This window comes from Enhygromyxa salina (assembly GCF_002994615.1).
GTDB classification, from domain to species: domain Bacteria; phylum Myxococcota_A; class Polyangia; order Nannocystales; family Nannocystaceae; genus Plesiocystis; species Plesiocystis salina_A.
The window spans coordinates 29,960-55,271 of record NZ_PVNK01000190.1; the positions used below are offsets into that span (position 1 = coordinate 29,960).

A 25,312-nucleotide genomic window follows, 5' to 3' on the forward strand; every position below is an offset into this window, starting at 1 on the left:
CGCCCGGGCGCGGACGCAAGGCCGGGGTCGCGGTACCCTTGGCCGATGCCGAAGGACCGCGCCGACCTGCCCCCGTCCGACGAGTCGACCGCCGCGATCGAGGACGAGCTGAGCGCGTCCTACGACAGCGGCGGGCTCCGCAAGCTCAACCGTGGCGAGGTCAAGGAGGTGCTCGCGCGCCTCGCCTCGGAGCCGCTGCGCCTGCGCTCGGACAACCTCGTGCCCCGACCGTGGGGCGGGCGCGGGCTGATCGCCTACAAGGGCCTCGAGGGCGCGACGCGTCCCGGTCGCCACGGCGAGTCGTTTGAGGTCGCGGCCTTCCCCGCCGACCCCGAGGCCGCGCGCTACCCGAGCATCGTCGAGTTTGGCGACGGCTCGTCGATGCGCCTGAGCGAGCTGCTCGGGCGCGCGGGCGAGACCGTGCTCGGGCCGGGCTTCTTCGCGGCCTACGGGCCCAACATCCCGCTGCTGCCCAAATTCCTCGACATCGAGGGCTTGCTCTCGGTCCAGAGCCACCCGGCGGGCAACCCCGAGGCCTACGTGATCATCGACTGCGAGCCCGGGGCGACCCTGCAGATCGGTTTTGCTCGTGACGTCGATCCCGAGCGCATGGCCGAGGCGCTCCGAGCAGGTCGCGGCGATCAGGAGCGCCTCGCCTCGCTGCTGTGGGTGTCCGAGGAGCACTACGCTCCGATGTTCGCCGAGCTGCTCGGCACGCCCGACGCGGCCCGGCGCCTCGGCGAGCGCCTCGGGCCGATGCTGCGCAGGGCCGAGGCGCGCCCGGAGCTGCTCGAGGTCCTCACGCGCCTCGACGCCTGCTACCGCGAGACCCTCGCCGCGCTCAACACGATCGAGGTCGCGCCGGGCATGGTCCTGTTCAACGCCGACCCGCCCGGCGCCACGGCCGAGCGCACGCCCTCGGCCCAGGTTCACTGCCTCGGCAACCCCGAGGGCCGCGCGCTGCTGCTGCTCGAGGTCCGCCGGCCCGGGCCCACGCATCGGGCCTGGGATCACGTCCGCTTCCCGCTGCGCGAGCTCGACATCGACGCGGCCTTCGCGGCGATGAGCTGCGCGGCCACGCGGCCCGAGGACTTCGTGGTCGAGGCCCGCCCGGTCGAGCGACGGCCAGGCGTGTTTCGCTCGGTCGAGTGCCCCGCGTTCATCATCGATCACCTGCGGCCGCGGCCGGGCCTGTCGGTCCACGCCGCCGCCGAGGGGCTCCCGACCACGGTCCACGGGATCCGGGGCTCGGCCCGGCTGTTCGGGCCCAAGGATCGGAGCTGGGGGATCCTCCGCGCGGGCGAGTCGATGGTGCTGCCGGCCGGAGTCGGCGGCCTCCGCCTCGACGCCCAGACGCCCGACGCCGAGTTCGTCCAGGTCACGATCCCGCTGCCGCCGCCGGTCGAGGCCGAGCTCCTCGAAGACCCGCCGATCGAAGCCAAGCGCGACAACCTCGGGCACATGCGTGGGCTGGTCGAGGAGTCCCGGGGGCCGACGCAGGTCCTCGCGATCGTCAACGGCGGCGACGGTCCGCAGCTGTGCGCGCGGCTGCGGGACCTGGCGTCCGCGATCTTCCGGGCCGAGGGCGACACGCAGATCTACGCCCACGAAGAGCCCAGGCGTCGCGGCCAGCTCCTCGGCCTCCTCGACGCCCTCCGAGGCCAGCGCGAGCAGCACGGCGGCCTCGACCAGGGTCGCGTCGCGCTGGGCATCATGCTCCCGGGCAAGGGCACGCGCTCGAGCCCGCTGACCCAGCGCCTGCACGGCATCAAGCCGCTGTTCCCGATGCCCGTGCGGGCTCAGGGCGGCCTCGGCCCCGTGTGGCTCGACGGCGCGACGGCCTCGCTGTGGAGCTGGACCCTGATCGCGGCCACGCTCGAGCGCCAGGGCTTTCGCGGGGTCGCGTGGAAGTGGGGCGACGAGGTCCAGATCGCCGGGCGCCGGCTGTCGGCGATCGACTACGATCTGTCCGACGTCGACGCCGTCCGCTTCGGCGCGCGGATGGAGCTCAGCGAGGATATCGCCCGCAACAAGGAGCTGCTCTTGGTCGACCCCGAGACCGGCGAGCTGGTCGTCCAGCTCCGTCGGCGCGAGCGCGGCGAGCTGCTCGAGCGGATCCGCGGGTACGCGAGCGGGCCTCGGCTCGACCGCCTCGTCCACATTGGCAGCCCGGCCTTCTCGCATCTGTTCCTGCGCCACGCCGCCCAGGTGTTCGCCGACTGCGAGGGCTGGCTCGACGTCGACGGCTACCTGTTCGAGGCCCTGACCCACGATGCGGACGCGTGGGCGGCCGAGCTCGCCCGCGACCCTGGGCTCGCGGCGGTGCTCGAGCAGTGCCCCGACTTCTACGCCCGCGTGCGCGAGCTTCGGCGCCGGATCGAGGCCGAGCGCGGCCACCCGCTGCGGATCGCCGTGCTCGACTTTGGCTCCGATCCCTACTGGGGCGACGTCGGTCAGCTGGCCAAGGCCCGCGAGGTCTGGGCCGCGCTCGCGGGGGAGGGCGAGGCGGCCGCGTTCGCGCGGGTCCTCGCGGGCCTCGACGCGGTCGAGACCGACCGCCACGGGAACTACCTGCTCGGTCAGTCGCGCGTGCCCGACGACGGCAGCGTGCGCGGGTGCGTGGTCATCGAGTCGATCGTCGATCGCGGTCGCGCCGAGGGGGCCGTGCTCCTGCGCTCGAGCCTCGGCCTCGCCGGGCTCGAGCGCGGCTCGGTCGCGATTGACTGTCACGTCGACGCGCTCCGCCTCGGTCGTGACAGCCTCGCCTTTGGCTCGATCGGCGAGTACCTGCGCGTGCCCGACGAGCAGGTCCACACCAGCATCGTCGCCGACCCGCTCGCCGAGGATGTGCGGGTCGAGAGCTGGTTCGCGGCCATGGGCGAGAGCCCGGGCGAGGGGGCGAACTACGAGCAGCCGCGCTACGGCAACCCGTGCAGCTTCGCCGACAAGTTCGCGCAGATGCGTCAGCGCGAGGTCGAGCCGGCCGAGATCGAGGCGCGGATCGAGGCCCTCGCGCGGCGCTACGGGGCCAAGGGGTAGCTCAGCGACCGCGGCGCTCCAGTTGCCTGAGCTCGGTGCATTGTTTGCTGTGGGACGCTCGCGCGCTCGGAGGGATCATCCCGCCGACATGGGGGCCAAGAAACGACACGTCTACGCTCTGTTCGAGGACCGCGAGGCGGCGGAGGCCGCGTTCGAGGAGGTTCAGCAGCGAGGTTGCCGAGGCGAGCATTGCAGCGCCTTGATGCAGCGAGACCTGCTCGACGACGAAGAGCTGACGATGAGCGAGACGGCCGCCAAGGAGGGGGCGAAGAAGGGCGCGCTCGCGGCCGGAGTCGCGGGTGCGTTGGTCGCGGGGGTGGTCGCGCTGCCCGGCGGCTTGCTCGGGTTCGGACCGCTGGTCGCCGCAGCCTTCGGCGCCGCCTGGGGCGCGACCTTTGGCGCGATGCTCGGCTCGATCTCGGGCGCGTCGGATCCCGACGAGGCCCTGCGCAAGATCGAGGCCGAGGTCAACGCAGGCAAGATCCTCATCGCCGTCGAGACCGACGCCGACGAGCTCGAGGAGGCCGCGGACGAGGTCTTCGCCTCGCACGGGGGCCGGAAGGTCGAGTGAAGGGCCGAGGCGAGCGAACAGCTGTAGCGCCGCTCGACGCCATCGGTCGCGTGGACCCGTCGGAGCTCGATCAGGGATCGACGCGCACGAGCTCGTCGGCAGCCTCGTCGCTGTCGTCGCCCTCGTCGCCCTCGTCGCCCTCGCGGGCTTGCTTGGCGGCGATCGTGCCGAGCTGCCGGTCGACGCTGAAGTGCTCGCCATCCCAGCGAAGCGTCAGGCGCTCGAAGCTGACGGCCCGCGCGGGCACGGACCCGCGGTGGCGGACGACGAGATCCTCGAGCCCGCCGGCTTGGATCGCCCACAGCCCGGTGTCGCCGACGACCCGGCCCGCGCGAGTCCGGAGCGCGGCCTTTTGCGCCGCCGCGATCGTGGCCTTGTCGGCGTCGGGCGCGAGCGGCTCGACGCCGAGGGTGAGCTCGTGCTCGAGGTCGCGCCAGCTGACGAAGGTCCAGGTCGTCGGGGCGTCGAAGAGCTGGAGGCGCTTGAGCTCGCGCTCGAGCTTGTCCTTCGGCAGGCCCTCGTCGCTCGCGAGCATCTCGCCGATCAGCGCGGCCGCGTGGAGCCGGGCGAAGCGGCGCGGATCGTCGACGCCCGGCCGGCCCTCGCCGCCCGCGACCTTGCGCAGCAGCCTCAGGCCCTCGTCCACGCGCCCGGCCCCGGCCGCGGCTCGGGCCATGCGGATCGCGTCGGTCGGCTCGGCCGTCAGCGAGACCAGATCCTGATACTGGCGGTACGCCTCCTGGAACCACCCGTGGCGCAAGAAGATGTCGCCGAGCAGGCGCCGGGTGTACTCGCCGCTGGGGTCGTACTCGACGATCTCCGAGAACACGCGCTTGGCCTCGTCGTCCTCGCCGGCCGCGACGAGGAGCTCGCCGAGGCGCTGGGCCAGCAGCGGCGTGATCAGGCCCTGGGCCCGAAGCTTGCGCCCGGCCGCGATCGCGTCGTCGACCCGATCGAGCTCGAAGAGCAAGTCGATGCGCAGCAGATCCAGGGGCAGGCGCTCGTCCTCGCTGACGTCCGCGTGCCTGGTCAGCGCCTGCTCGACGATGTCGAGGGCCGCGCTCGCGCTTGTCGCTCGGGCGGCGGACTCGGCGACGGTCTCCCAGTCGAGCGAGCCGCCGTACATGCTGCGCTCGACCGCGCCGGTCAGGCCGGGCTCGACCAGGCGGCGGAGCAGCGAGCGGGCCACGAAGGCCTGGGCTTCGGCCTCGGCGCGAAAGTGGGCGAGGAGCAGCTCGATCTCGGCCTCGGTCGCGGCGCCGGCCTGGAGCAGCTGCAAGAACACCCGCTGCTGCTTCCAGTTCTCGAGCTCGCAGCTGGCGGCCGCGTTCTCGTAGGCGCTCAGGCGCGCGACCATGTCGGGCGCGCGCTCGAGCCGTTGCTCCCACAAGACCTTGCGCTGGGCCAGCGAGCGGGCCGAGGCGTCGCTGCACGGGCGCTTTTGATTGCGCGCGACTGGGGACACGACCTGGCTACGTTGGCGGCGCGAGGCGGGCCGCTTCTTGGCCGACTTCTCGGCGCCACCGCTGGGTCGCAGCTCATTCTTTTTTGCGAGCGTGCTCTCGCTCCGCTCCTTGTCGACGTCCTTGCGGCCACCGTAGCCCGCGGCGCCCTGCTCAGCGACGAGGTCGTCGATGAACGCGGGGTCGTCGATGAACGCGGGGGAGTCTTCGGGCATCGGCTCGGGCTCGGACTCGGGGGCGGACGGCGCGATCGAGCCATCCATGTCGCCGAGACCCGCGCTCCCGCTAGCAGGCCTGCTCCTGCGACCTTTGGCGAGCGAGCCAGAGCCACCGCCGCTGGGCGCAGCCGAGGGCTTGGGCGCAGCCGGGGGCGCCTCGGCCGGGGCCTCGTCGTACTCGGGCGGGGCCTCGACGTAGTCTTCGGCCATCTCCTCTTCGGCCAGCTTCGGGGTGGCCGACGACGGGCCCTTCATCGCGTGGAGGCCAGACTTGGACTCGCTCGTGGGTGTGTCCATCCGGCCCTCCCCGCCCTTGGGGCGCTGGCTCCTGGCCGTGGCGTCGCGGGAGTCGTCGGCATCGGACGCGGGCGCCTCCTCCCGGCGCGCGGCCGAGTCGGGGGCGGCCTCGCTGCAGCCCATTGGCGCGGTCAGGGCCCCGAGCAGGAGCTCGCCGGGGGTCGGCGCGTCGCTCAGATCGTGGGCCCGATTGGGCTCGATCTCCCAGTGGTTGGGCAAGACCGCGCCGAGCAGCTGGAAGTCCCAGGGGCGTTCGCGGCGCTCGACGCCCTGGCGGGCGTAGGCGCGCTCGCTCTCGAGGGCCAGGAACGAGGTGAAGGGCGTCATCAGCCCGTACTCGAGCCCGAGCGACAAGACCTTGCCGCGCACGGCCTCGGGCCCGCGGCCGTCGCCGAGCAGGCGCTCGATCCGGGCAGCCGCCCACAGCTTGGGGACGACGAAGTCGAGCGCGCCCTTGCGCCGGGTCAGGGGGTAGTCGCGCTCGAAGGCCTCGCCGCCGAGGCGCCCGCGGACCGTGACCGTGTCGGGCAGCTCGGCGTGGGTCCGGGCGAGCACGACGAGCTCTTGCCCGCGGGCGAGCTTGCCGGTCGCGTTGTCGAAGCGATCGTCGAGCCCGGCCCCGAGGTCGATCTCGAGGTCGGTGATCGTCGGGGTCTTGAGCGCGCCCGAGAGCTCGAGCGCGCGCACGACCGCCTCGTCGGGGGTCTCGACCCGGAGGCTCTCGCCGCCGCCGACCCGGGCGAGGCGGGCGAGCAGGCGATCTTCGACGGCAGGCCCGACGCCGACCGTGAACAGCCGGGCGCGCGAGCCCGACAGGGCCCGACGGAGGCGCTCGGTCAGCTCGTCGGCGCCGCGCTCCCCGGAGGTCGCGAGCCCGTCGCCGACGTAGACGAGCGCGGGCTGCTCGGCGTCGTGGACCCGGGTCAGGGCGCGCTCGAAGATCGCGCCCAGATCCGTCGCGCCGCCGGGGCGGTGGCTCTGGAGGGTCTCGAGCGCCTCGCTGATCGCCTCGGGGGTCGCGGGGCTGAGGGCCTCGGCCGGGTACAGGACCTCGGCGGTCAGATCTGCGGCCATCAGCGCGAAGCGATCGTCGCTCGACAGGCTGCGCAGCAGGGCCTCGGCCACGGCGACGCGGCTCTGGTGTTCGGCGTCGTCGCCGAAGGCCGAGGTGTCGACGACCACGACCACGTCGGCGCGCGGGGTTGCGAGGGCGGCGAAGTCGAGATCCGGGAGCCAGCGGACCATGACGAAGCGGGCTTGATCGCTGCCGCCCTCGTACTGGCTCAGGCGCAGGGGCGAGGCCGGCTCCTCGTCGGCCTCGCGGGTCAGCTCGAGCTCGAAGTCCGCGCGGGGGGTGAACCCGGTCCGGCGCATGGTGATCAGCGCGTCGTCGTTCGAGACCTTGGCCTCGTCGAGGGTCGAGACCGTGTAGTGCTGGCCGAGCTCGCCGCGCAGCTCGACGGCGAGGGCGAACTCGCCGATCGTCGGGGCCTCGCGGCCGCCGGCTCCGGCCAGGGGGTAGCTGTAGCGCAGCTTGCCGCGGCTCTCGCTGAGCAGCTGCTGGTAGCGCACGACGATCCGCCGCTCGCCCATCGAGGGCACCGGGTAGATGCGCGCGCGGACGGTCCGCTCGTCGATCCACTCGAGCAGGGCGGGGTTGTCGTTGCTGACGACCGCGCGCTCGTAGGTGGCGGCGGCCTTCTTCTTCTCGACGATCTCACCCTCGACGAGCTCGCCGTTGGTCTCGAGCAAGAACCCGACCAGGGTCGCGCCCTCGGGGACCGTGAACCAGTACCAGCCCTCGACGTCGCGGTCGGAGGGGTTGAAGAAGCGCTGGTCGACGCGGGTCTCGGCGAGGCCGCCGTCGATCGCAATGTCGACGCTCTGACTCGAGATCTGCAGGGGCAGGGCGGGGGTTCCGGGCGCGGCGTGGCGATCGACCGCGTAGAGCGAGCCCGAGCCGCCGCCGATCCGGCCGCCCGCGCGGCGATCGGCCATGCCGCCGGTCCAGTCGTCCCAGAACGCGACCGGCTCGACCACGGTCGCGCCGCCGGACTTGACCCGGGCTTGCTCACCGGAGCGGACCTCCTTGGGCCCGCTCGGGCTGGTGACCGTGGCGACGCCCTCGGCCACGTAGACGGTCGCGCCCTCGTCGGTCAGGGTCAGGCTCGCGCCGCCGTCGGTCAGCGCGAGCGAGGCCGGGCCGACGCGGTGCTGGAGGGGCTCGCGCTTCTCGTCGAGGGGCGGGGTCTCGAGCCAGATCTGGCCGGCGAGCACGGTCACGCCCGTGTCCTCGCCGAGCTCGATCGAGGTCGCCTCGTTGAGGAAGATGCGGCTGCCGTCGGACAGGCGGATCAGCGCGCGCGCGCCCCTGCCCGTGCGCAGCTTGGCGCCGAGGGGCAGGGGGGTGCCGGACAGGAGGCGGTCGCTGTCTTCGGAGTCGGACAGCAGCACGACCTCGCCGGCCGCGAGCTCGAGCTTGGCGCCGATGCTCGCGGCGCGCTCGGGCGGCGGCTTGGCCGACCAGCGCTGGTACGCGAACAGGGCGCCGATCGCGAGCAGGGCCACGGCGACAAAGCCGAGCACGCCGAGCAGCTTCGACGGCGGGGCGCCCTCGGCGGGCGCGGGCTCGAGTTCGGGCTCGGGCTCGGGCTCGGGCTCGGGCTCGGGCTCGGGCGGCGCGATGAGGGCCGCGTCTTCCTCGAGTTCGTCGTCGTGCTTCGTGGTCCGGACGTTATCGTCGGTCATGGGGGTCCTGTCGGCGGCCAGGCGGCGGCGCGTCGGGCACGCATGGTACCGCAGAATCGACTCGCCGCACGGAGGGCCAGGCATCAGCCCTCGCCGCACGAGTCGCGATCACAGCCGCACTCTGCCCGGTCGTCGAGCGCCGATCACCGACCCCAGAGGTCTGAGCTGCCAGCCTCGCGGGCGGCCGCGACCAGCTGCTCGTCTGCGGGGCCGAGCTCGGCGACGATGCTCGGGGTCGCTGGGGCGACGACGCCGCCATCGGCGAATTGCTCGATCGTCACCACCCCACGGGCGCCTCGCTCGGCGCTGATCCGAACTGTGGTGCGACCAAAGAGCGGCTCGCCGAGCTCGGCCTCGACACCCTGGGCGTCCCGCAGGCTCCAGCCACGCGCGAGGATCACCCACCGGTAGCCACCGTCGCCAGCGGTCACGGACAGCCGCTGGGCCCAGGTCTCGACCGGGCCTGCGCCCGTGAGCTGCTCATCCTCGACGACGCGGGGGTAGCCCATCGGTCGATCGAAGCGCGGATCATCGACCTCGACGACGACACAGGACTCGCGCTGCTCGAAGCTGGACGCGCAAGCCTCGAAGCGAGCGGGGTCGATCCACGGGGCGCGGTTGATCGACCACGCCGCGCTCGACCTCCAGCCCAGCGCGACGCAGCGCCAGTCGTCGCCGAGCTCCGCACACGCGGCGGGCGGCAGCGGCAAGATCCTCGTGGTGGTCCCATCGCCAGCTCGACTTGGGGCCTCGGGCCCGAGCACACGCGCCATGTTGACCAGGTTTTGACCGTCGGGGGCCCGAATCGACGTGCCGAGCTGTGCGAGGGGCAGGCCTCGATGCTCGCGCAGGTCGCGGTCGAGGCGCTCGACGTCGGCGAGGGTCCACATGCGGTCGAGGTCGACGCCGAGGTCGAGGCGCGAGACGACGACGAGCACGGCGAGGGCGCTGATGATCGGACGGGCCCGCGCGGGCGCCCACTCGAGCGTGAGGCCGCCGAGCACCGCCAACGCGGGCAAGGCCGCCGCGAAGTACCGGCCTTCGATCGGCATGTCGGCGACGACCGAGCCCAACCCGAGGGCGAGGGCGGGGGCTCCGGCGAGACCCGCGAGCACCAGCCGGGGGCGCCGCGACTCCGGTTGCGCCACGAGCCGGTGCCGCAGCCGCATCCCAACGACGAGGCCAGCGGGGATCGCGAGCGGGAACATCCAGCCGATCGGTGAGCCGAGGATCGTCGCGCAGTTGCTCACGAACACCGCGGTGTCGAAGGCGAGGAGCCCGGCCGCGGGGCCGAGCACGACGATCGCCTGCGCCGCGCGCCTGTTTGTGGTCATGCCCGCGAGCGTGGCCGCGACCGGCCAGGTGACCAGGTTCACGACGTGCCCGTGATACGCGGCGACGATCCCAACCACGACGCCGAAGGCCCAGCGAAGCTGCTCGGTACGAGCGAGCTGCACACAGCTCACGGTCACCAGCGCGAGGGGCAGGCTCGCCAGGGTTGGGTTCCACAGCAGCGGGTGGTCTGCCGCGGCGGGCAGCGCCCAGACCGCGAGCGCCCCCGTGACCAGCCCCGCCCACATCCCCGCGAGCGAACGGGCGAGCTCGGCGAGGACCACGACCGCGACCGCCGTGAGCGCCATGAGCAAGAGGTGCTGCGCATGGACACTGACGCCGACCCGGAGCGAGGCCGCGATCAGCACCAGCAGCAGGCGGCCCTGGCTGAGCCCCTCGATCGAGGTGCCGTGGGCGTAGCAAGCTCCACCTTCGGCGCACTGTCGGGCCAGGCTGAAGTCTTGGATGGAGTCGTCTTGCAGCGGCGGCGCCGGTCCGCTGAGCCACAGGTACGCGAAGGCCAAGGCCAAGCTCAGCGAGATCCGGAAGGCATCGTGCTTCCACCACGCAGCGGTGCCCTCCATCTGTGCATGGTCTAGCAAGAGAAATTGTCGGCTCCTAAAATTTTTGCGGCCCCGGCGGCCAAACCAGCAGCGCCGCGCTCGTGAGCCACAGCGAGAGCAGCAGCAGCGTCGGGCGGTAGTCCTCGTTGGCGATGTCTGGACGCTCTCGCGTGAGCAAGACGAGGAGCGCGAGCACGGCGGCGATCCCAAGCTTCGGCGCCCAGCGCCCGGGGTGCGCCGAGAGGCGCGCGATCGAGCTCGCCGCAGGCGGGATCAACACGATGAAGCTGTAGTCCTTGAGTCGTGGCCAGGCGAGGGTCAACGCCAAGATCGCAACCATCAGCCGCTCGCTCAGCGGGCGCTCGCGGGTCCGCCACAGCAGCCAGGTCGAGCTCGCGAGCACGAGGGCCACCGCGAGCGCGCTCGCAGTGGAGCCGGCTCCGAGGTGACGCAGCGCGGCGACGAGCGAGGGCGAGTGAAAGCCTCCCTCGCTCAGCGCGGCGCCCTGCGCCATCGTGTACCAGGTCACGCTCGGTCCGGGGAACGCCCCCACGCCGATCAGCAGGTAGGCCGACAGCCCGCCGAGCGCGACGCAGACCGGGCGCCAGCCGTGGCGCGGGTCGACGACCAGCGCGAGCGCAGCCATGCTGATCAGCTGGATCTTGAACACCGCCGCGCACGCGATCAGCACGGCGAAGGCCAGGCGGCGATCTGCGAGCAGCGCCCCGACCCCGGCCCACAGCAGCGCCTGCTCGAACACCGATACGTTGCCGCTGCCGAGGTCGATCTGGATCGCGTAGAGCCACAGCGCCGCGGTCACGACCACGACCCAGGGCCCGAGCTGGCGGGTCCACGCCCAGATCATGCCCCCGAGCAGGACCAGCTTGAGCCCGAGCAAGGCCCGGCCCGCGATCGCCAAGTCCACGCGTGAGAGGGGCGTGAACGCGGCCACGGTCAGCGGCGGGTAGTAGCAGCTCAGCAGATCGTCGCGGCCAGAGGCCGCGGCGAGCTGTACCGCGTCGTAAGGATCGAAGCCTGCGAGCAGCGCGGGGCCGGCGTGGTAGTAGACCGCGAGGTCCCAGTCACGGACCGCGCCGGCCTCGAACAGATCGGCCAGCTCCCCGAACGCCGCGCGCGCGAGCAACAACAGCCCCACGATCAGGATGACCCGCTGCCTCGGGCCCTCGGGCCTGGCCCGCGGCGCGAGCGAGGCAGACCCTCGGGCTGGCTCGCGCAACTCGACGAGCAGCGCCGCCAAGCCGAGCACGACGAGGACCGCGAGCGCGGCCACCATCATCGAAGGCGACGCAAGAGGCGCGCTGGACTCGGCAAGCAGCGAGGCGCGAGGCTCGAGCACGGAGGCAGGCTATCAGCAGCCTGGGGCCCGTGGCCCGTGCTATCGTCTTGGCTTGAAGTGCGCGAGCTGGCGAGACCTCGGGCTGGCTCTCGGGCTGGGATGCAGCTTCGGCTGTGTCGCGCCCGAGCCCGAGCCGACGACGCAGCTCGCCAGTGAGACCGTCTTGGGTCTCGAGCTGCTCGGGACCGAGCGCGCGACGCCGATCGACCACTTCGTCGAGCTGCTCGTCCACGAGGGCCACGTCTACGTCGCCAACAGCGGGTTCGGGATCGCGGTCATGCGTTTGGAGGAAGACGGCGGGCTCACGCTGACGGAGGCCGGCAGCAACCCCGACAACCTGCCCCAGGAAGAGTGGGTCCGCTGCACCACCCTCGCCCTGCACGCGTCCTCGGACACGCTCTACTGCGCGTCCGACTCGCCGATCTTCAACCCCGACCTGCTGGTCTACGACGTCTCGGTTCCGGGCGCGCCCGTGCTCCGCGAGCGCATCTTGCTCGAGCAGTGGACGATCCGCGACCTCGAGGTCGTCGGTGACACCTTGGTCCTCGCGGCCTTCGAGGACGGGCTGTGGAGCGCCGAGCTGGATCCCGGGGGCGCGCCCGCGCCGCTCGAGCAGCGCGCCGAGGGCAACGCGCGCCTCGTCGCGAGCGTGGGCGAGCGGATCGTGCTCGGCGTCGCCGACATGCAGGGGCCCGGGACCCAGCTGCGCGTGCTCGATCCCCAGACCTTCGCCGAGCTCGATCGCCTCGAGCTCGAAGGTCCGCTGATCGGCCTGAACGCCGACAGCTCGGGGGCCTCGCAGGTGGCGGTGGCCCAGGGGTCCCTCGGTGTCGCGCTCGTCGATCTAAACGGCGACACGCTCGCGCTCAACCGGACCCTCGAGGCCCCGGGAGTCGCGACGGCTGCGGTGATCTCCAAGGCCGACGACCTGGCGATCGTGGTCACCCTCAGCGGCGCGTTCGCCCAGACCTTCGAAGGCGAGCGCCTGTTTGGCTTTGGCCCCGAGAGCGCTGGCGCCTACGAGCGAACCGGCAACATGCTCCACGCGGTCTTGCACGAGGGGGAGCTGCTGACCTCGGACTGGACCTGGGTCGAGCGCTGGGCGATCGAGCCCGAGGGCGAGGCCGCGAACCTCGACTTCCCGCGCGGCGTCTACCTTCGGGCAGGAGAGCCCGCCCGCTGGCGCATGCGCAACCCCGGGGTCGTCGATCTGCGCGTCGAATTTTGGTTTCGCGGCGAGCACCGCTTCGAGTTTGTGGTCCCCGCCGAGTCCAGCGAGATCTACTCGCTCGACGCCGACGCGCTCGCCGAGCACATGCCGGGCGACGATGTCGTCTTGCCGCTGGCGGTTCGGATCCACGACCCGGCCGTCGCCCGCGAGGGCGAGCCCCTGGCGATCAGCTCCTTTGTCATCGCCCAACCCGAGCCCGGCGCCGAGACGCCGCCGCCGCCCGGCGAGCTCTTGCCGCCGGTCATGCTGGCCGCGACCGACTACGAGCTCTTCGATCTCGCCGGGCGCGGGCAGCCGACGCGCGCCGTGTTCTTCAGCCCCGGGTGCCCGCTGATGTGGCCCGAGCTCGAGGACCTCAGCTGGCAGCAGGTCCACGGCCGCGACGACCTGCTTGGCGGGCGGCCGCTGTTCGTGACCGACACCGACGCCAACACCAACAACGCGGCGCCCTGGGCCGCGCTCGGCGTCGACTTCGGCCTGTTCGGGGTCGAGGCGCCAGCCGAGGTCAACGACGCCAACAGCCCGCGCTACGGCGACGACCTGTACAACGCCTTCGTGGTCCATGTGATCCCGGGCGACGCGCTGGCCTCGGACTACGAGCTCGACGCCGAGGGCCGGGTGCGCTCGGTCGAGCGGACCTATCGCGGACCCTGGTCGCTGGTCGTGCCCTGGGATGGCTAGCCCGGAGCCGACTTAGCCCTGGCCTGCGTGGGCGGGCGCGGGCAGGGCTGGCTGCGCGCGGGCACAGTCGGGGTCGGCGACCCAGCGCGGCAGCCAGTAGCTGCCCTCGCCGTCGGTCAAGCGCGCGAGCTCGCTGGCGTCGGCGCGCATGCGGAACAGATCCGAGCGCTGGCCGTGGCCACGGGTGAAGACCAGGTGCGCGCCGTCGGGTGACCACGCGGGCTGCTCGTCGATCCCGGGTCCGCGAGTCCGGGCGATGACCTCGCCGCGTTCGGGGTCCACGATCGCGATCACCGCGCCGCCGCCCGCGGGCGTGAGCTCGGTGAACGCGAGGCGCGTGCCGTCGGGGGACCAGGCCAGATCGTTGGCGATGATCGAGCCCTCGCGCGAGCCCTCGCGGACAGCGGGGCGGACCTCGCCGCCATCAATTGCGAGCACGAACACGTCGATGCCGCGCGCGCGCTCGCGCGCGCTGGTGAACGCGAGCGCGCGGCCGTCGGGCGACCAGGTCGGCGAGGCGTCGTCGCCCCGGCTGTCGGTCAGCCGCTGCGGCGCGCCGCCGTCGGCGTTCATGACGTAGATCTCTGCGTTGCCATCGCGGCTCGACGCGAACGCGATCCGCTGGCTGTCGGGGGAGACCGCGGGCTCGAAGTTGCCCTCGGGGTTGTCGGTCAGCCGCAGGAGCTGACCCGAGCCAAGCTGGAGGCGATAGAGGTCGCGGAAGCTCTCGGCGTCGCTCTCGAACACGATGAAGCTACCGTCGGGGGACCACGCCGGGTTGCGCAGCTGGGCCCCGGTCGGGCCGATCTCGCTGGCCTCGCGCGGGAGCCCATGCAAGTCCACGAGCGCGAGCTGATCGCGGGTCCTGCCGTCGGGTTGTGGGCTCGAGCTCAGCAGCAGCAAGGAGCGGCCATCTGGCGCGACCGCGGCGGGGAACAGCGAGCGTTGCCCGGCCGGGATCACGGGGCTCGACGGGCCCGCGCCCGCGGCCAGGATCTCGATCGAGGTGCGCTCGTCCGCGCCGGTCGATGCGAACACGACGCGGCCACAGACATCGGCGGGTGCAGAGCGGGCCGCGCCCGCGCGCGCGCGCTCGGAGTCTGGCTTCGAGCACGCGCAGGCGAGCAAGGCCAGCGCGCAGGATGACGCTCGGGTCCGGTTCACGGGGTGTGCACGCGGACCGCGTCGGCGATGACGACGGAGCCGCCCGGAGCCCAGACCGAGAGGTCGACGTAGTTCCAGCCGGCCTCGAACTGGTAGGTGCCCAGCGTGTTCCACTGCCCGCCGCCCTCGCGCTGGTCGACGTAGACCGTGTCGAGCAGATCGGGGCTCGCGTCGTAGATCAAGAAGGGCGCTGAGGCCGAGCGGTTCATGCCCGAGGTCCACCAGGCCTCGACGGTCAGCTCGGCTGGGGCCTCGAGGTAGAACGCGAACTCAGCCGCGTCGGAGATCGCCTGGGTCGAGTGCCACCAGTAGCCGGTCTCCCAATCGGTCGGCCCGCTCGCCGAGGTCCACGCGTTCGACACGAAGATGCTGGCGTTGGCCCCGTTGAGGCTGTTGTTGCTGTCGATGATGATCTCGATCGGGTCGGGATCGGGGTCGGGATCCGGATCGGGGTCGGGCTCGGGATCGGGATCGGGCTCGGGATCGGGATCCGGCTCGGGCTCGGGATCCGGGTCGGGCTCGGGCGCCGGGTCGTCGCCGCAGTAGCTGTCGATCAGCGCGAGGTAGTCGTTCCACGGCCAGTTCGGCCCGGGGTCGATGCGGTTGTAGGGCTGGAGCTGGCCGTGACCGACGATGTGATACTGGTCGCGCGGGATGCCCTGGTCGTTGGTGATGTCGCAGACCAGCTCGGCCGAGGCGTCGATCATATCGTCATCCCAGGACTCCTGGTTGGCGTAGCCCGCGTGCTCGATCCCGATCGTGAAGTTGTTGCTGCTGTAGCCGTTCTTGCCGCAGTCGACGTTGGAGTTGCGCGTGCAGTCGTAGGACGCGCCGATGTGCCAGGCCTTGCGGCTCTCCTCGACCAGCTGCGAGATCTCAGACCCGGTGTTGTTGATGACGTAGTGGGCGCTGACGCCCGAGTTGCTGTTCTTGAGCCAGCTCCAGCAGCCGCTGTAGGAGCCCTCGCAGGTGTGGATGATGACCATCGCCGGGTCGCCGATCGAGCCGGCCGAGCGGGCGCTGTGGTTGGGCGAGGGACGCCACACTGATCCCTCGTAGTCGGGGCCGGCGGCGAGGGTCGGCGTCGGCTCGCCGTTGCCAGCGTCGACGGCCAGCGGCGTGTCGCCCGGCGCGGCGCCGACGGGCCGCCCGTACGCGGCCGGGAGGACCTCGTCGAACACGTAGGCGTCGCGGCCCTCCTCGCTCTGGATGCCGCTGTAGGTCCGGAGCACGGGCTCCCACGCGCTGAGGTCGTCGCGGTCGGCGACGCCGTGCTCGTCGGCGAGCGCCGACAAGAAGGCCGCGCCCGCGCGGATGTTGGACAGCGGGTCGTTGCTCGCGTCCGCGATCGAGACCCCGGCCAGCGCCGCCCCCTCGCTGAGATCGGCCCCGCGCAGGGCCATGATCCCGGTGCCCACGGCCTGCCCCTCGAACTCGACCGTGCCCCGGACCATCTGCCACTGGGTCTCGATCTGGGCGACCGCGGTGAGGATCGTGGCGGGCACGTCGAACTCGACCGCGGCGGCGTCGAACATCTCGACGAGATCTTCGGGCGGGCTCGGCTGCTCGTTCTCGCCCTCGCCCTCGTCGGAGCCGTCTTCACCCGCGTCGGCGATCCCCGGCTGGCCCATGTCCCGACCGTCGGGGTCGAGGCAGGCCGAGAGCGCGAGCAGCGGCAAAAATAGCGAGATATGGACAGTGAGGCGGGTTTGACGAGACATGTGGATCACCGTTGAGCACTTCGACCTACGTGTAGGTCCAGGTGTTCAACTACCATGAGTGCCAGGCGCCGCGTCAACGATCTTCTCAATTTTATCGAGATCGAGTGGCTCAACCCACATTGATTTCGCGACTGGTCGAATTCGCGCGACTACTCGTTTGCGATCCAGTCGCGAACCTCGTCGGCGAGATCGTCGTCGCCGCCGTGGTCCTCGAACGCGGCGATCGCCTTGTCGGCCCAGGCCCGGCTCGCGCTCGGATCGTCGCTGAGCTTGGCGAGGCCGAGATAGAGCTGACCCTGGGTCCGCAGATCGGTCTCGTGGTCCGCCTCCATGTGCGCGCGGGCCCGCTCGTACGCTTTGGCCGCGCCCTCGCGCTGACCCTGCGCGAGGCGACACGCGCCCTCGTCGGTCCAGATCCGGATCAACAGCCCGTCGCGCTTCTCGGCCGCGCGCAGCTCGGCCGCTCGCTCGAAATCGATCAGCGCCTCGTCGTGGCGGCCGAGGGCCAGCAGCGCCTCGCCGCGATGCATCACGAAGCGCGCGCGCAGCCACGGGACCTGCTCGTCGGGGCCGAGCTCCTCGCGGTGGCGGTCGAGGGCGTCTTCGGCGGCCTCGAGCGCGCGCTCGGGTCGACGCAGGCGGAGCAGTACCTGCGACTCGAGCCGCAGGATCTCGCTGGTCGGGTCGGCGTTGACCGCTCGGAGGCGCCGCGACTCGTCGTAGATCGCGAGGGCCTGCTCGTAGCGACCGAGGCGACGCATGATCCTGGCCTTCTCATTGTGCGGCTCGACCAGGCCCGGGGCGTTGTGGCCGTGGTGGCGGCGGCCGAGTTCGATCACGCGATCGAGGTGGGCGATCGCGTCGGCGAACTCGCCCTGCTTGACGGCGATCCTCGACAGCGTCCGGTAGGGGTACATGAGGTTGGGGTGATCGAGGCCGTAGAGCCGGGCCCGGATCTCGATCGACTCGCTCACGTGAGCCTTGGCCTCGTCGATCTTGCCGAGCTCGACCTCTTCGAGCGCGGTCGCCTGCAGGACCTTGGCGAGCTCGAAGGCCGAGCCCTCGGCGCGGACACCCTCAATCGCGATCAAGCTCTCGGCGAGGGCCTCGTCCCAGCGAGAGTGCTGGATGTGGAGGCCGCCGCGCAGATAGTGGAAGTACCAGTCGCCCCGGCGGCCGCCGGGCTCGCGCTGGTACTTGGCCTCGGCCAGATCGAGGGTGCGCTCGGCGTCGTCCCAGCGCCCGCGCAGATCCTTGGTCGTCATCGTCAGGCTGGTCAGCGCGTCGATCGAGAGGTCGTGCTCGCCGTGGCGCTCGGCCAGCAGCACCGCCTCGCTCAGGAGCTCCTCGGCTCGCTGCTGTCGGCGAGCGGAGCCGACCATCTCTCCGCCGTGGGCGAGGACCAGGGTGAGGGTGTGGGGATCGCCGAGCTCGCGGGCGCGGGCGATGACCGGGTCGAGCTCGTCGAGGGCCTGCTGTTCGCGGCCTTGAGCGGCGGTCAGGCGGAGACCAAAGAGGTCACGCTCGATCTGCGCGCGCAGCTTTGGATCGACGCTGGCGTTGTCCGCATACTCGACGATCTCCGCGCACGGCGCGATCTTGGGCAGGGCCGAGAGCACGTCGACGGTGTGCTCGACGAGGGTCGCGTCGGCGTCGCGGAGGCGCTCGACGACGGCCCCGAGCTGCTCGCGGCGCTCGTCGAGGCAGCGCATGCGCGCGGTGGCGATCGAGCCCTCGAGCGAGCCGCGATGTTCGTCGAGGCACAGCTGCGCGCGGGTCTGCCCGAGCTCCTGCGCGTAGCCGTCGAGCTCGGCGTGGACCTGCGCGAGCGCGGTCGCGGCGTAGGGGCGATCGACGGCCGCGAACGCGGCCTCGACGGCGCGCTGAGGAGCCGGTCCCCAGGCCTCGCCGATCCACCCGGACTGATCTTCGCAGGCCGAGACCGCGTGGCGATTCCACCCGAGCCCGGCCGCGAGGATCGCCGCCAGCGTCGTGACCACGCCCGCGCTGGCGAGTCGTCGTCGTCGCCGGATCGAGGGATCGTTGTCGAGCGCTCGCACGAGCGCGCCCATGTCGGGGAAGCGCAGGTCCGGCTTGGGGTCGAGGCCGCGACGCAGGGCCTGCTCGACGTGGTCGGGCACGCCCGGCCCGTCCCAGTCGTTGATCCCGGCCTCCTTGGCGGCCGCGAGCAGGTCGAGCTTGCGCTCGTATCGCTCGAAGGGGCGCTTGTTGTAGAGCGCGATGTAGAGCGCGAGGCAGAAGCTGTATTGATCGCTGCGCGCGTCGACGACGCTGGTGCGATGCTGCTCGGGCGACATGAAGCGCGGGGTGCCCATGATCGCGCCGTGGCGCGTGAGCGGCCGCGACAGGAGGTCCGATCCCGCGCCGACGACCGAGCGCGCGCCGGAGCCCGGGACCGTGCTCGGGCTGACGGCCGAGCGCGAGCGCGAGCCGGAGTCCGCGGTCTGGAAGGTGCCCGAGTCCGAGCTTGGCGACTCGCCCGAGCTGAGCGTCGTCGCGGCTTCGGGGCCCGGGTCCTCGCGCGGCGGAGCGTCCTGCTCGACCCCGCGGGCGAGGCCAAAGTCGAGCACGTGGACGCGGCCACGCCTGTCGATGAGCACGTTTGAGGGCTTGAAGTCGCGGTGGACGACGCCCTCGGCGTGGGCCGCCTCGAGCCCGCGACCGGCCTGGGCGAACACCCCGATCACCTCACGCCAGGTCCGCTGCTCCTGTGTGACCCAGGCGTCGAGGTCGAGGCCGTCGATGAGCTCCATGACCATGAACACGCCGAGCTTCGGGCCAAACTCGAAGTAGCCGACGTCGTGGACCGAGATCACGTTTGGATGGTGGGAGACCCGCGCGATCGCCTGGGCCTCGCGCCGGAGTCGATCGGCCGAGCCGCTCGCGTACATCAGCTTGATCGCAACGGTGCGCTCGAGCTCCGGATCGAAGGCCGAGTAAACCGTGCCCATCCCGCCCTCGCCGATCTGCTCGAGCAGCAAGTAGCGCCCGACCGAGGGTGGGGTGCCCGGATCATCTTCGTCGGGCGCGTCGGGATCGACGACCAGCGTGACCTCGTCTGACGGCTGCGCCTTGTCTTCGCCAGTCATCCGAGGTTGTCAGGCTATCAAAGCGCGCCGGGGATCAGCTACCCGCGAGCTCGCGGATCGTAGCCTCGAGCGCCTCGGTCACGAGCGCGAGCCGGCGGTAGTCGAGGGTCTCGGGCAGGTCGCTCATCTCGTGATAGTTCGGGTTTCGATAGGTCGCCGTGTCGGTGACCATCACGGCCTGCGCCCAGCCCTCGCGCCAGAAGCTCCAGTGGTCGCTCCAGTCGATGCCCGTGATGCTGGCCGGCGCGGCGATCGACTCGACCGGGATCGGGCCGTGGGTCTCGAGCCCGCGCACAACCCGACGGACCAGCGGACGCGAGCCGTTCTTGCCGACCACGGCCACGAAGTCGCCGGTCTCGGGGTAGAGGGGGGCGAGGATCGCCGGGTAGTGCTGGCTGCCGCGGACATCGCTGAAGTAGCCGATGCTCTCGAGGCTGAGCATGGCCTCGACCTCCTCGCCCTGTTCGCGCAGGGCCCGGGCATGGACGGCGCTGCCCATCGTCTGCGGATCTTTGAAGTAGGGCGGCTCCTCGTTGGCGAACGCGACCAGGTGCAGGGTCCGCTCGGGCTCGGTCGCGGCGAGGCGGCGCGAGAGCTCGAGCAGCGCGGCGACGCCCGAGGCGTTGTCGTCGGCGCCGGGGTTGCCATCGCAGGTGTCGTAGTGGGCGCCGACGACCACCAGCGCAGGCGAGCGACCGGGCACGCGTACGAACAGGTTCTCGACCTGCTGCTCGCCGACGGTGTAGGCCTGCGCGTGGACCTCGTAGCCCTGCGCGGTCCACTGCTGGCGCAGGTAGGCCGCGGCCGCGTCGAGGGTCGAGGTCCCGGCGTCACCCGGGCCGATCCCGCGCCCGCCGATCTCCCCGGCGAGCACCTGCACGTGGCCACGCAGCGCGGCGACCAGCTCGGGATCCGGCGCGCGCTCGCGCGGCTCGGCGACCGTCGGCTCGGCGACCGTCGGCTCGGCGACCGTCGGCTCGGCGACCGTCGGCTTCGGGGGCTGGCCCTCGGCATGACAGCCTCCACTCATCAGCGCGCCAGCGAGCAAGAAGAGGGCTGTGCGCATCGCCTCGGATGATAGCGTGGCCTGGCAGCCCGGGGTGCAATCCCTCGCGCCGCCTCGCTTGGCCTTTTCGCCGATGGCTTTGTCGCCAAAACTTGCAGTACGCCCGGTACAGCGGCGTTTTGGCTTCGCGCCCTCGGCGAAAATTCCGGCGCGAGGCGACACGATGGATTGCACCCCGGGCTGCTGGGGGCCAAGCCCGACGAAATTGGCACCGAGGGCACGAGCGGCTGAGCCCCGCGAATTCAGCGGGGTCAGACTCGACGCCTCGGAGTTGACCTCACAGCGTGGGCCCGCGAGGATCTGAACATGGCCTGGCCAGCAGTCCTCGCAACCTGCCTCGCCATCCCAGCCGCGTATCTCGGCAGCCTCCGCGCCTTCAACGGGAGCCGACGGCGGGGCGAGCCGCCGCTGCTCCGGGGCTCGCTGCCTTTTCTGGGCGTCGCGTTGCCCTTCGGCCGCGACGCGATGGGCTTCCTCGCCCAGGCCCGCGAGGACCACGGCGACGTGTTCACGCTCTTGGTCGGCGGTCGGCGCATGACCTTCGTGCTCGACCCGATGGGCGTCCCCGAGGTGCTCAAGGCCAAGCCGCTCAGCTTCGAGCCGATCGGCGACGAGGTCATGGCCAGCGCGTTCGGGCTGCCCGAGATCCGCGACCTCGACGGTCAAGAGCCGCTCGAGAAGCTGGCCCGGGTGTACCTCAAGGGCCAGCACCTCGGACCCGTGACCGGGCGGATGGAGGCTCGGCTGCGTCGCCTGCTGCCCGAGCTGCTCGGCGAGCGGCGCGAGCTCGAGCTCTATCGCTTCATCTGGGAGCTGATGTTCGCGGCCGGTACCGACGCGCTGTTCGGCGACGCGCTCGCCGATCCGGAGCTGGCCCGGGCCTTTGAAGACTTCGACCGCGACTTCCCGCTGATGGTCGCGGGCATGCCCGACTTCATGGTCAAGCAGGGCGTGGTCGGTCGCGAGGCGCTCGTCGGGCGGCTCGGGGCCAACATCGAGGCCGGCGCCCCCGAGCTCAGCGAGTGGATGAAGCGGCGTCGCGAGATCATCCGCGCGTGCGCGCTCGAGCCCGAGCAGATCGGCTGCATGCAGGCGGCGGTGCTGTGGGCCGCCCACGCCAACACGATCCCGGCCGCGTTTTGGGCCCTGGTCCACCTCATCCACGACCGCGAGGCCGGGGCCGCGGTCCGGGCCGAGCTCGCCGCTTGCGACACCTTCGACACCGAGGCGCTCGACTCCTTGCGCTTGCTCGACAGCGCGATCCGAGAGGCCCTGCGCCTGAGCAGCGGCTCGCTGACCGTGCGCCGGGCCATGCTCGATTTCGAGCTTGGCACGCCCTCGGGCAGCTGGGCCCTGCGCGAGGGGGATCGGGTCTGCATCGCGCCCTACCTCAGCCACCGCGACCCCGAGATCTTCGAAGAACCCGAGCGCTACCGCCACGATCGCTTCTACATCGAGCGCGGGGTCAAGCAGTTCTTCAAGGGCGGCGAGCGGGTCCCGATGCCGCTGATGCCCTTTGGGGCCGGGGTCAGCATGTGTCCTGGGCGCTTCTTCGCGATCAACGAGGTCAAGCTGCTCGTGGCCCTGATGCTCTCGCGCTTCGAGCTCGAGCTCGCTGCGCCCGGGCCGCTTCCGGGCTTCGACCTCAGCCGCGCGGGGTTGGGCATCTACCCGCCCTCGCACGACGTCGTCGTGCGGCTCGCGCGGTAGACCCTGGCGGCCGCGCGCCCACGCGGCGCTCATTCGCGAATACCCGCGAATGAGCGCTCATCACCGTCCCACGAACCGAACTCAATATGCACTTTCGGTTTTTTTTGTCGCCTAGTGACAGGAATGTGACCAATCGGACAATCGGCCAAGGGGCCGGTGCCATTGTGCTCAAATGTATGCATAAAATATGTATTGAATAAATAGAGGTATTAAATAGGATGGGGCGCATGGAAAACGCACCGATCGATCTCCGTGGAGCCCGCCGTTGGGCTCGTCCTCTGTTTGCAACCCTCGCCCTGGTTGGCCTGTCCAGCTCCTGCGCCGTCGAGGACGGCGTTGAAGATCTCGACGCCGAGCTCCAGATTGACGGGCAGCCCCTCTCGGAAGTCGGCGAGGTCCTGTCGCCCGAGACCCCGGCGCCCTCGCCCCACGAGGGCGAGGCGTGCACCTACAACGCGGACTGCCCGGCTGGAGCCCCGGCCTGCGTCGACAACCTGTGCTACGACGGCAGCGACGGCGATCCCTGCGACTACAACTCCGACTGTGCGGGGGACAACCGGTGCGCGGCGGGGACTTGCTACGACGGTGGCGTCGGCGACCCGTGCACCTACAACTCGCACTGCAACGAGGACGCCCCCTATTGCTCGGATGGCGCCTGCTCGGCCGGAGAGGCGGGCGACGCCTGCGTGTTCAACGATGACTGCGCGAGCGACAGCTGCGTCAGCGGCGAGTGCTCGGGCGGAGGCGTCGGGGACCCGTGCGGCTACGACGGAGACTGCAGCGCCGAGGCGCCGTTCTGCGCCAGCGGCTCGTGCTCCGCGGGCGGGGTCGGCGACAGCTGCGCGAGTGACGCGGACTGCAGCGAGTCGAGCCCGCTGTGTGCCTTCGGTCAGTGCTCCGAGGGTGGGGTAGGCGACTCCTGCAACGGCGACGCCGACTGCGCCGCGGGGTCGCCCTACTGCTCCGACGGCTCGTGCTCGGCCGGCGACCTCGGCGACGCCTGCCTCTACAACGACGACTGCTCGCCAGCGGCCAACTACTGCGCGTTCGGCTATTGCTCCGAGGGCCTCGCGGGCGACGACTGCGAGATCAACATCGACTGCTCTCCGTCGGCGCCGATCTGCAACAACAACGATGTCTGTTCGGCCGGGCAGGTCGGGGACGCGTGCGGCTACGATGGAGACTGCGCCGAGGAGGCCCCGCTGTGCTCGCAGGGGCTGTGCTCCGAGGGCGGCGAGGGCGACGCGTGCGACTACGACAACGACTGCGCCGAGGAGGCGCCGCTGTGTTCCGTCGATGTCTGCTCGGCGGGCGAGGCCGGCGACGCCTGCGCCTACGACTCGGACTGTTCGGCCAGCGCGCCCTACTGTTCGAACAAGAGCTACGAGTGCACGACCGGCGAGGTCGGCTCTCCGTGCACGCTCAACGCCGACTGCATCAACGGTTGCCACGCCAACCTCGAGCAGTGTGTCTGAGCCAAGCTGGCTCTGCGACGACGCCCACGCCCGGCACTGCCGGGGTGGGCGTTGTCTCGTTGGGCCTGTTGGGCTCGCTGGACTCGAGCGATCAGTCGTCGCGGCGGCGCCGGACGCCGCCGAGCAGCGCGAGCCCGAGCAGACCAAACAGCGCCCCCGCGCCCCGGCTGTCGGTCGAGCAGTTGCAGCCCTCGTCGAGGACATCGTCTCCGCCGAAGGTGTTGAACCCGGTCCCGCCCGTGTCCCCGCCGTCGTCGCTGCCCTCGTCGCCGCTGTCGCTGCCCTCGTCGCCGCTGGTCTCGGCCGTATCGCCGTCGCCGTCGCCGGAGTCGCCGTCGCCGTCCCCGGGATCGCCGTCACCGTCCCCGGGATCGCCGTCGCCGTCGCCGTCGCCGGAGTCGCCGTCGCCGTCGCCGGAGTCGCCGTCGCCGTCGCCGTCGCCGGGGTTGGGATCGGGGATGCAAGAGTTCGAGCCCAACAGGCAGATCTCACCGTCGGCGCAGTCCTCATCCGAGATGCAGCAGCCCATCTGCCAGTCGAAGCCGCAGCCCATCATCGGATCGCACGATGCGACGGTGCACAGGTTCATGTCTTCGCAGACGACGTCGTCGCCGTCGCATGAGCCGTTGCTGCACACGTCGTTCTCGGTGCACGCGTCCATGTCGTCGCAGGGGTTGGCGTTGTCGGGGTGGGCGCACTCGCCCTCGACGCACATGTCGTCGGTGCACTCGTTGCCGTCGTCGGGGCACTCGCCGTCGGGGTTGTTGGGGTGGACGCAAAAGCCGTCTTGGCACTCGTCGAAGGTGCAGCTCTCACCGTCGTCGGGGCACACGCCGTTGTCGTCGGGCGCGTGGACGCAGGCTCCGTCGACGCAGGTCGGCGGCGCCGTGCAGGGGTTCATGTCGTCGACGCAGTCGTTGTCGTTGTTGCACGGGGTCCCGACCGCCCACATCCAGGTGTCCGAGATGATCGTCGAGCCGCCGATGCCGTAGGAGCCGCCGCCCCACAGGTCGTCGTTGCCGTAGGCGACCATGCCCACGGGCACGCCGTTGGTGTCGATGCCGATGAACGCCGCGTCGTTGGACGGCTGCCAGCGGACCTGACCGATCATGTTGCCCATGGTGTCCCACGCGGTCAGGTACTGGGTGCCGTTGCGGCTCGCGGTCAGGCCGACCTGGGTGATCGGCTGATCGAAGGTCACGACCCCGGCGTGATAGGCGAAGGTCCCGTCGGCCACGCCGCCGCCGGCGATCGGTTCGGGGAAGTAGTCGCCGTTGACCTGATAGCTGGGGATGCTCGCCGAGCCCCCCGTCGCGGAGCCCGGCAAGATCACGGTCAGCTGCCCGGACTGCCAGGTCATGCCCTGGCCCGCGTAGACGTTGGCCGGGACGCCGCCGCCGTTGCCCTCGTTGAAGTCGCCGGTCCCGACGATCCCCTGGAGCTGGTTGACGTTGTCGAGCGCCGTGACGGCGCCCTCGCTGGAGATGTTGCCCGCGGCGGCGAGGCCGGTGAAGGCGAAGTAGGGGGCAGAGCTCAGGACACAGATACGAAGGGCGCGGTTCATGA

At 71.4% G+C, this 25,312-nt stretch carries 13 protein-coding genes; 5 read left to right on the plus strand and 8 right to left on the minus strand.

Going from position 1 to position 25,312, the window contains the following annotated elements; all coding sequences use genetic code 11:
• Window positions 1-45 precede the first annotated feature (45 nt).
• Together ENSA5_RS22350 and ENSA5_RS22355 are read left to right on the plus strand one after the other, a co-directional pair.
• On the plus strand, window positions 46-3,039 hold the full coding sequence (locus ENSA5_RS22350) for a cupin domain-containing protein (protein WP_106393722.1): 2,994 nt from the start codon (window positions 46-48) through the stop codon (window positions 3,037-3,039).
• Window positions 3,040-3,127: 88 nt separating this feature from the next.
• Complete coding sequence (locus ENSA5_RS22355) at window positions 3,128-3,610, plus strand: hypothetical protein (protein WP_106393723.1); 483 nt, start codon at window positions 3,128-3,130, stop codon at window positions 3,608-3,610.
• 70 nt (window positions 3,611-3,680) lie between these two features.
• Here the strand turns inward: ENSA5_RS22355 and ENSA5_RS36255 are convergent, their stop codons facing one another.
• From ENSA5_RS36255 to ENSA5_RS22380, 3 genes are all read right to left on the minus strand, one after another.
• Window positions 3,681-8,336 (minus strand): VIT domain-containing protein, encoded by a 4,656-nt coding sequence (locus ENSA5_RS36255; RefSeq protein ID WP_146155991.1) that lies wholly within the window; start codon window positions 8,334-8,336, stop codon window positions 3,681-3,683.
• Between the two features lie 143 nt (window positions 8,337-8,479).
• Window positions 8,480-10,252, minus strand: coding sequence for a hypothetical protein (locus ENSA5_RS22375; RefSeq protein WP_106393724.1), 1,773 nt, complete (start codon window positions 10,250-10,252; stop codon window positions 8,480-8,482).
• Between the two features lie 34 nt (window positions 10,253-10,286).
• Window positions 10,287-11,588, minus strand: coding sequence for a glycosyltransferase family 87 protein (locus ENSA5_RS22380; RefSeq protein ID WP_146155992.1), 1,302 nt, complete (start codon window positions 11,586-11,588; stop codon window positions 10,287-10,289).
• Between the two features lie 52 nt (window positions 11,589-11,640).
• Here ENSA5_RS22380 and ENSA5_RS36260 point away from each other — a divergent pair, with 52 nt between their 5' ends.
• A complete protein-coding gene (locus ENSA5_RS36260; RefSeq protein WP_146155993.1) occupies window positions 11,641-13,500 on the plus strand; it encodes an LVIVD repeat-containing protein in 1,860 nt (619 codons plus the stop codon).
• A gap of 12 nt (window positions 13,501-13,512) precedes the next feature.
• Here ENSA5_RS36260 and ENSA5_RS22385 read toward each other — a convergent pair whose 3' ends face one another.
• From ENSA5_RS22385 to ENSA5_RS22400, 4 genes are all read right to left on the minus strand, one after another.
• Entirely contained in the window at window positions 13,513-14,664 is a 1,152-nt protein-coding gene (locus tag ENSA5_RS22385; RefSeq protein ID WP_146155994.1) for a beta-propeller domain-containing protein, read from the minus strand.
• Window positions 14,661-16,385 carry an N-acetylmuramoyl-L-alanine amidase gene (locus tag ENSA5_RS22390; RefSeq protein ID WP_106393745.1) on the minus strand — a complete coding sequence of 575 codons (1,725 nt, stop codon included), beginning with the start codon at window positions 16,383-16,385 and terminating at the stop codon, window positions 14,661-14,663. The genes ENSA5_RS22385 and ENSA5_RS22390 overlap by 4 nt, the downstream gene beginning before the upstream one ends.
• Window positions 16,386-16,534: 149 nt before the next feature.
• Entirely contained in the window at window positions 16,535-19,495 is a 2,961-nt protein-coding gene (locus ENSA5_RS22395) for a protein kinase domain-containing protein (protein ID WP_106393727.1), read from the minus strand.
• Between the two features lie 34 nt (window positions 19,496-19,529).
• The gene (locus ENSA5_RS22400) at window positions 19,530-20,561 is read right to left on the minus strand and encodes a M28 family peptidase (RefSeq protein WP_106393728.1); all 1,032 of its coding nucleotides are present in this window, start codon (window positions 20,559-20,561) and stop codon (window positions 19,530-19,532) included.
• Between the two features lie 306 nt (window positions 20,562-20,867).
• Between ENSA5_RS22400 and ENSA5_RS22405 the strand changes: the two genes are divergently transcribed.
• Both ENSA5_RS22405 and ENSA5_RS22410 read left to right on the plus strand, forming a co-directional pair.
• The gene (locus ENSA5_RS22405) at window positions 20,868-22,271 is read left to right on the plus strand and encodes a cytochrome P450 (protein WP_106393729.1); all 1,404 of its coding nucleotides are present in this window, start codon (window positions 20,868-20,870) and stop codon (window positions 22,269-22,271) included.
• A 227-nt stretch (window positions 22,272-22,498) separates the two neighbouring features.
• Window positions 22,499-23,746 (plus strand): hypothetical protein, encoded by a 1,248-nt coding sequence (locus ENSA5_RS22410; RefSeq protein ID WP_106393730.1) that lies wholly within the window; start codon window positions 22,499-22,501, stop codon window positions 23,744-23,746.
• A 91-nt stretch (window positions 23,747-23,837) separates the two neighbouring features.
• Here the strand turns inward: ENSA5_RS22410 and ENSA5_RS22415 are convergent, their stop codons facing one another.
• Window positions 23,838-25,310 (minus strand): MYXO-CTERM sorting domain-containing protein, encoded by a 1,473-nt coding sequence (locus ENSA5_RS22415; RefSeq protein WP_106393731.1) that lies wholly within the window; start codon window positions 25,308-25,310, stop codon window positions 23,838-23,840.
• Between the last annotated feature and the right edge of the window lie 2 nt (window positions 25,311-25,312).

What these genes read in the sequence shown, in the direction of transcription:
- ENSA5_RS22350 (WP_106393722.1), top strand. Translation starts at nt 46, where the DNA reads ATGCCGAAGGACCGCGCCGACCTGCCCCCGTCCGACGAGTCGACCGCC.
- ENSA5_RS22355 (WP_106393723.1), top strand. Translation starts at nt 3,128, where the DNA reads ATGGGGGCCAAGAAACGACACGTCTACGCTCTGTTCGAGGACCGCGAG.
- ENSA5_RS36255 (WP_146155991.1), bottom strand. Translation starts at nt 8,336, where the DNA reads ATGACCGACGATAACGTCCGGACCACGAAGCACGACGACGAACTCGAG.
- ENSA5_RS22375 (WP_106393724.1), bottom strand. Translation starts at nt 10,252, where the DNA reads ATGGAGGGCACCGCTGCGTGGTGGAAGCACGATGCCTTCCGGATCTCG.
- ENSA5_RS22390 (WP_106393745.1), bottom strand. Translation starts at nt 16,385, where the DNA reads ATGTCTCGTCAAACCCGCCTCACTGTCCATATCTCGCTATTTTTGCCG.
- ENSA5_RS22395 (WP_106393727.1), bottom strand. Translation starts at nt 19,495, where the DNA reads ATGACTGGCGAAGACAAGGCGCAGCCGTCAGACGAGGTCACGCTGGTC.
- ENSA5_RS22400 (WP_106393728.1), bottom strand. Translation starts at nt 20,561, where the DNA reads ATGCGCACAGCCCTCTTCTTGCTCGCTGGCGCGCTGATGAGTGGAGGC.
- ENSA5_RS22405 (WP_106393729.1), top strand. Translation starts at nt 20,868, where the DNA reads ATGGCCTGGCCAGCAGTCCTCGCAACCTGCCTCGCCATCCCAGCCGCG.
- ENSA5_RS22410 (WP_106393730.1), top strand. Translation starts at nt 22,499, where the DNA reads ATGGAAAACGCACCGATCGATCTCCGTGGAGCCCGCCGTTGGGCTCGT.
- ENSA5_RS22415 (WP_106393731.1), bottom strand. Translation starts at nt 25,310, where the DNA reads ATGAACCGCGCCCTTCGTATCTGTGTCCTGAGCTCTGCCCCCTACTTC.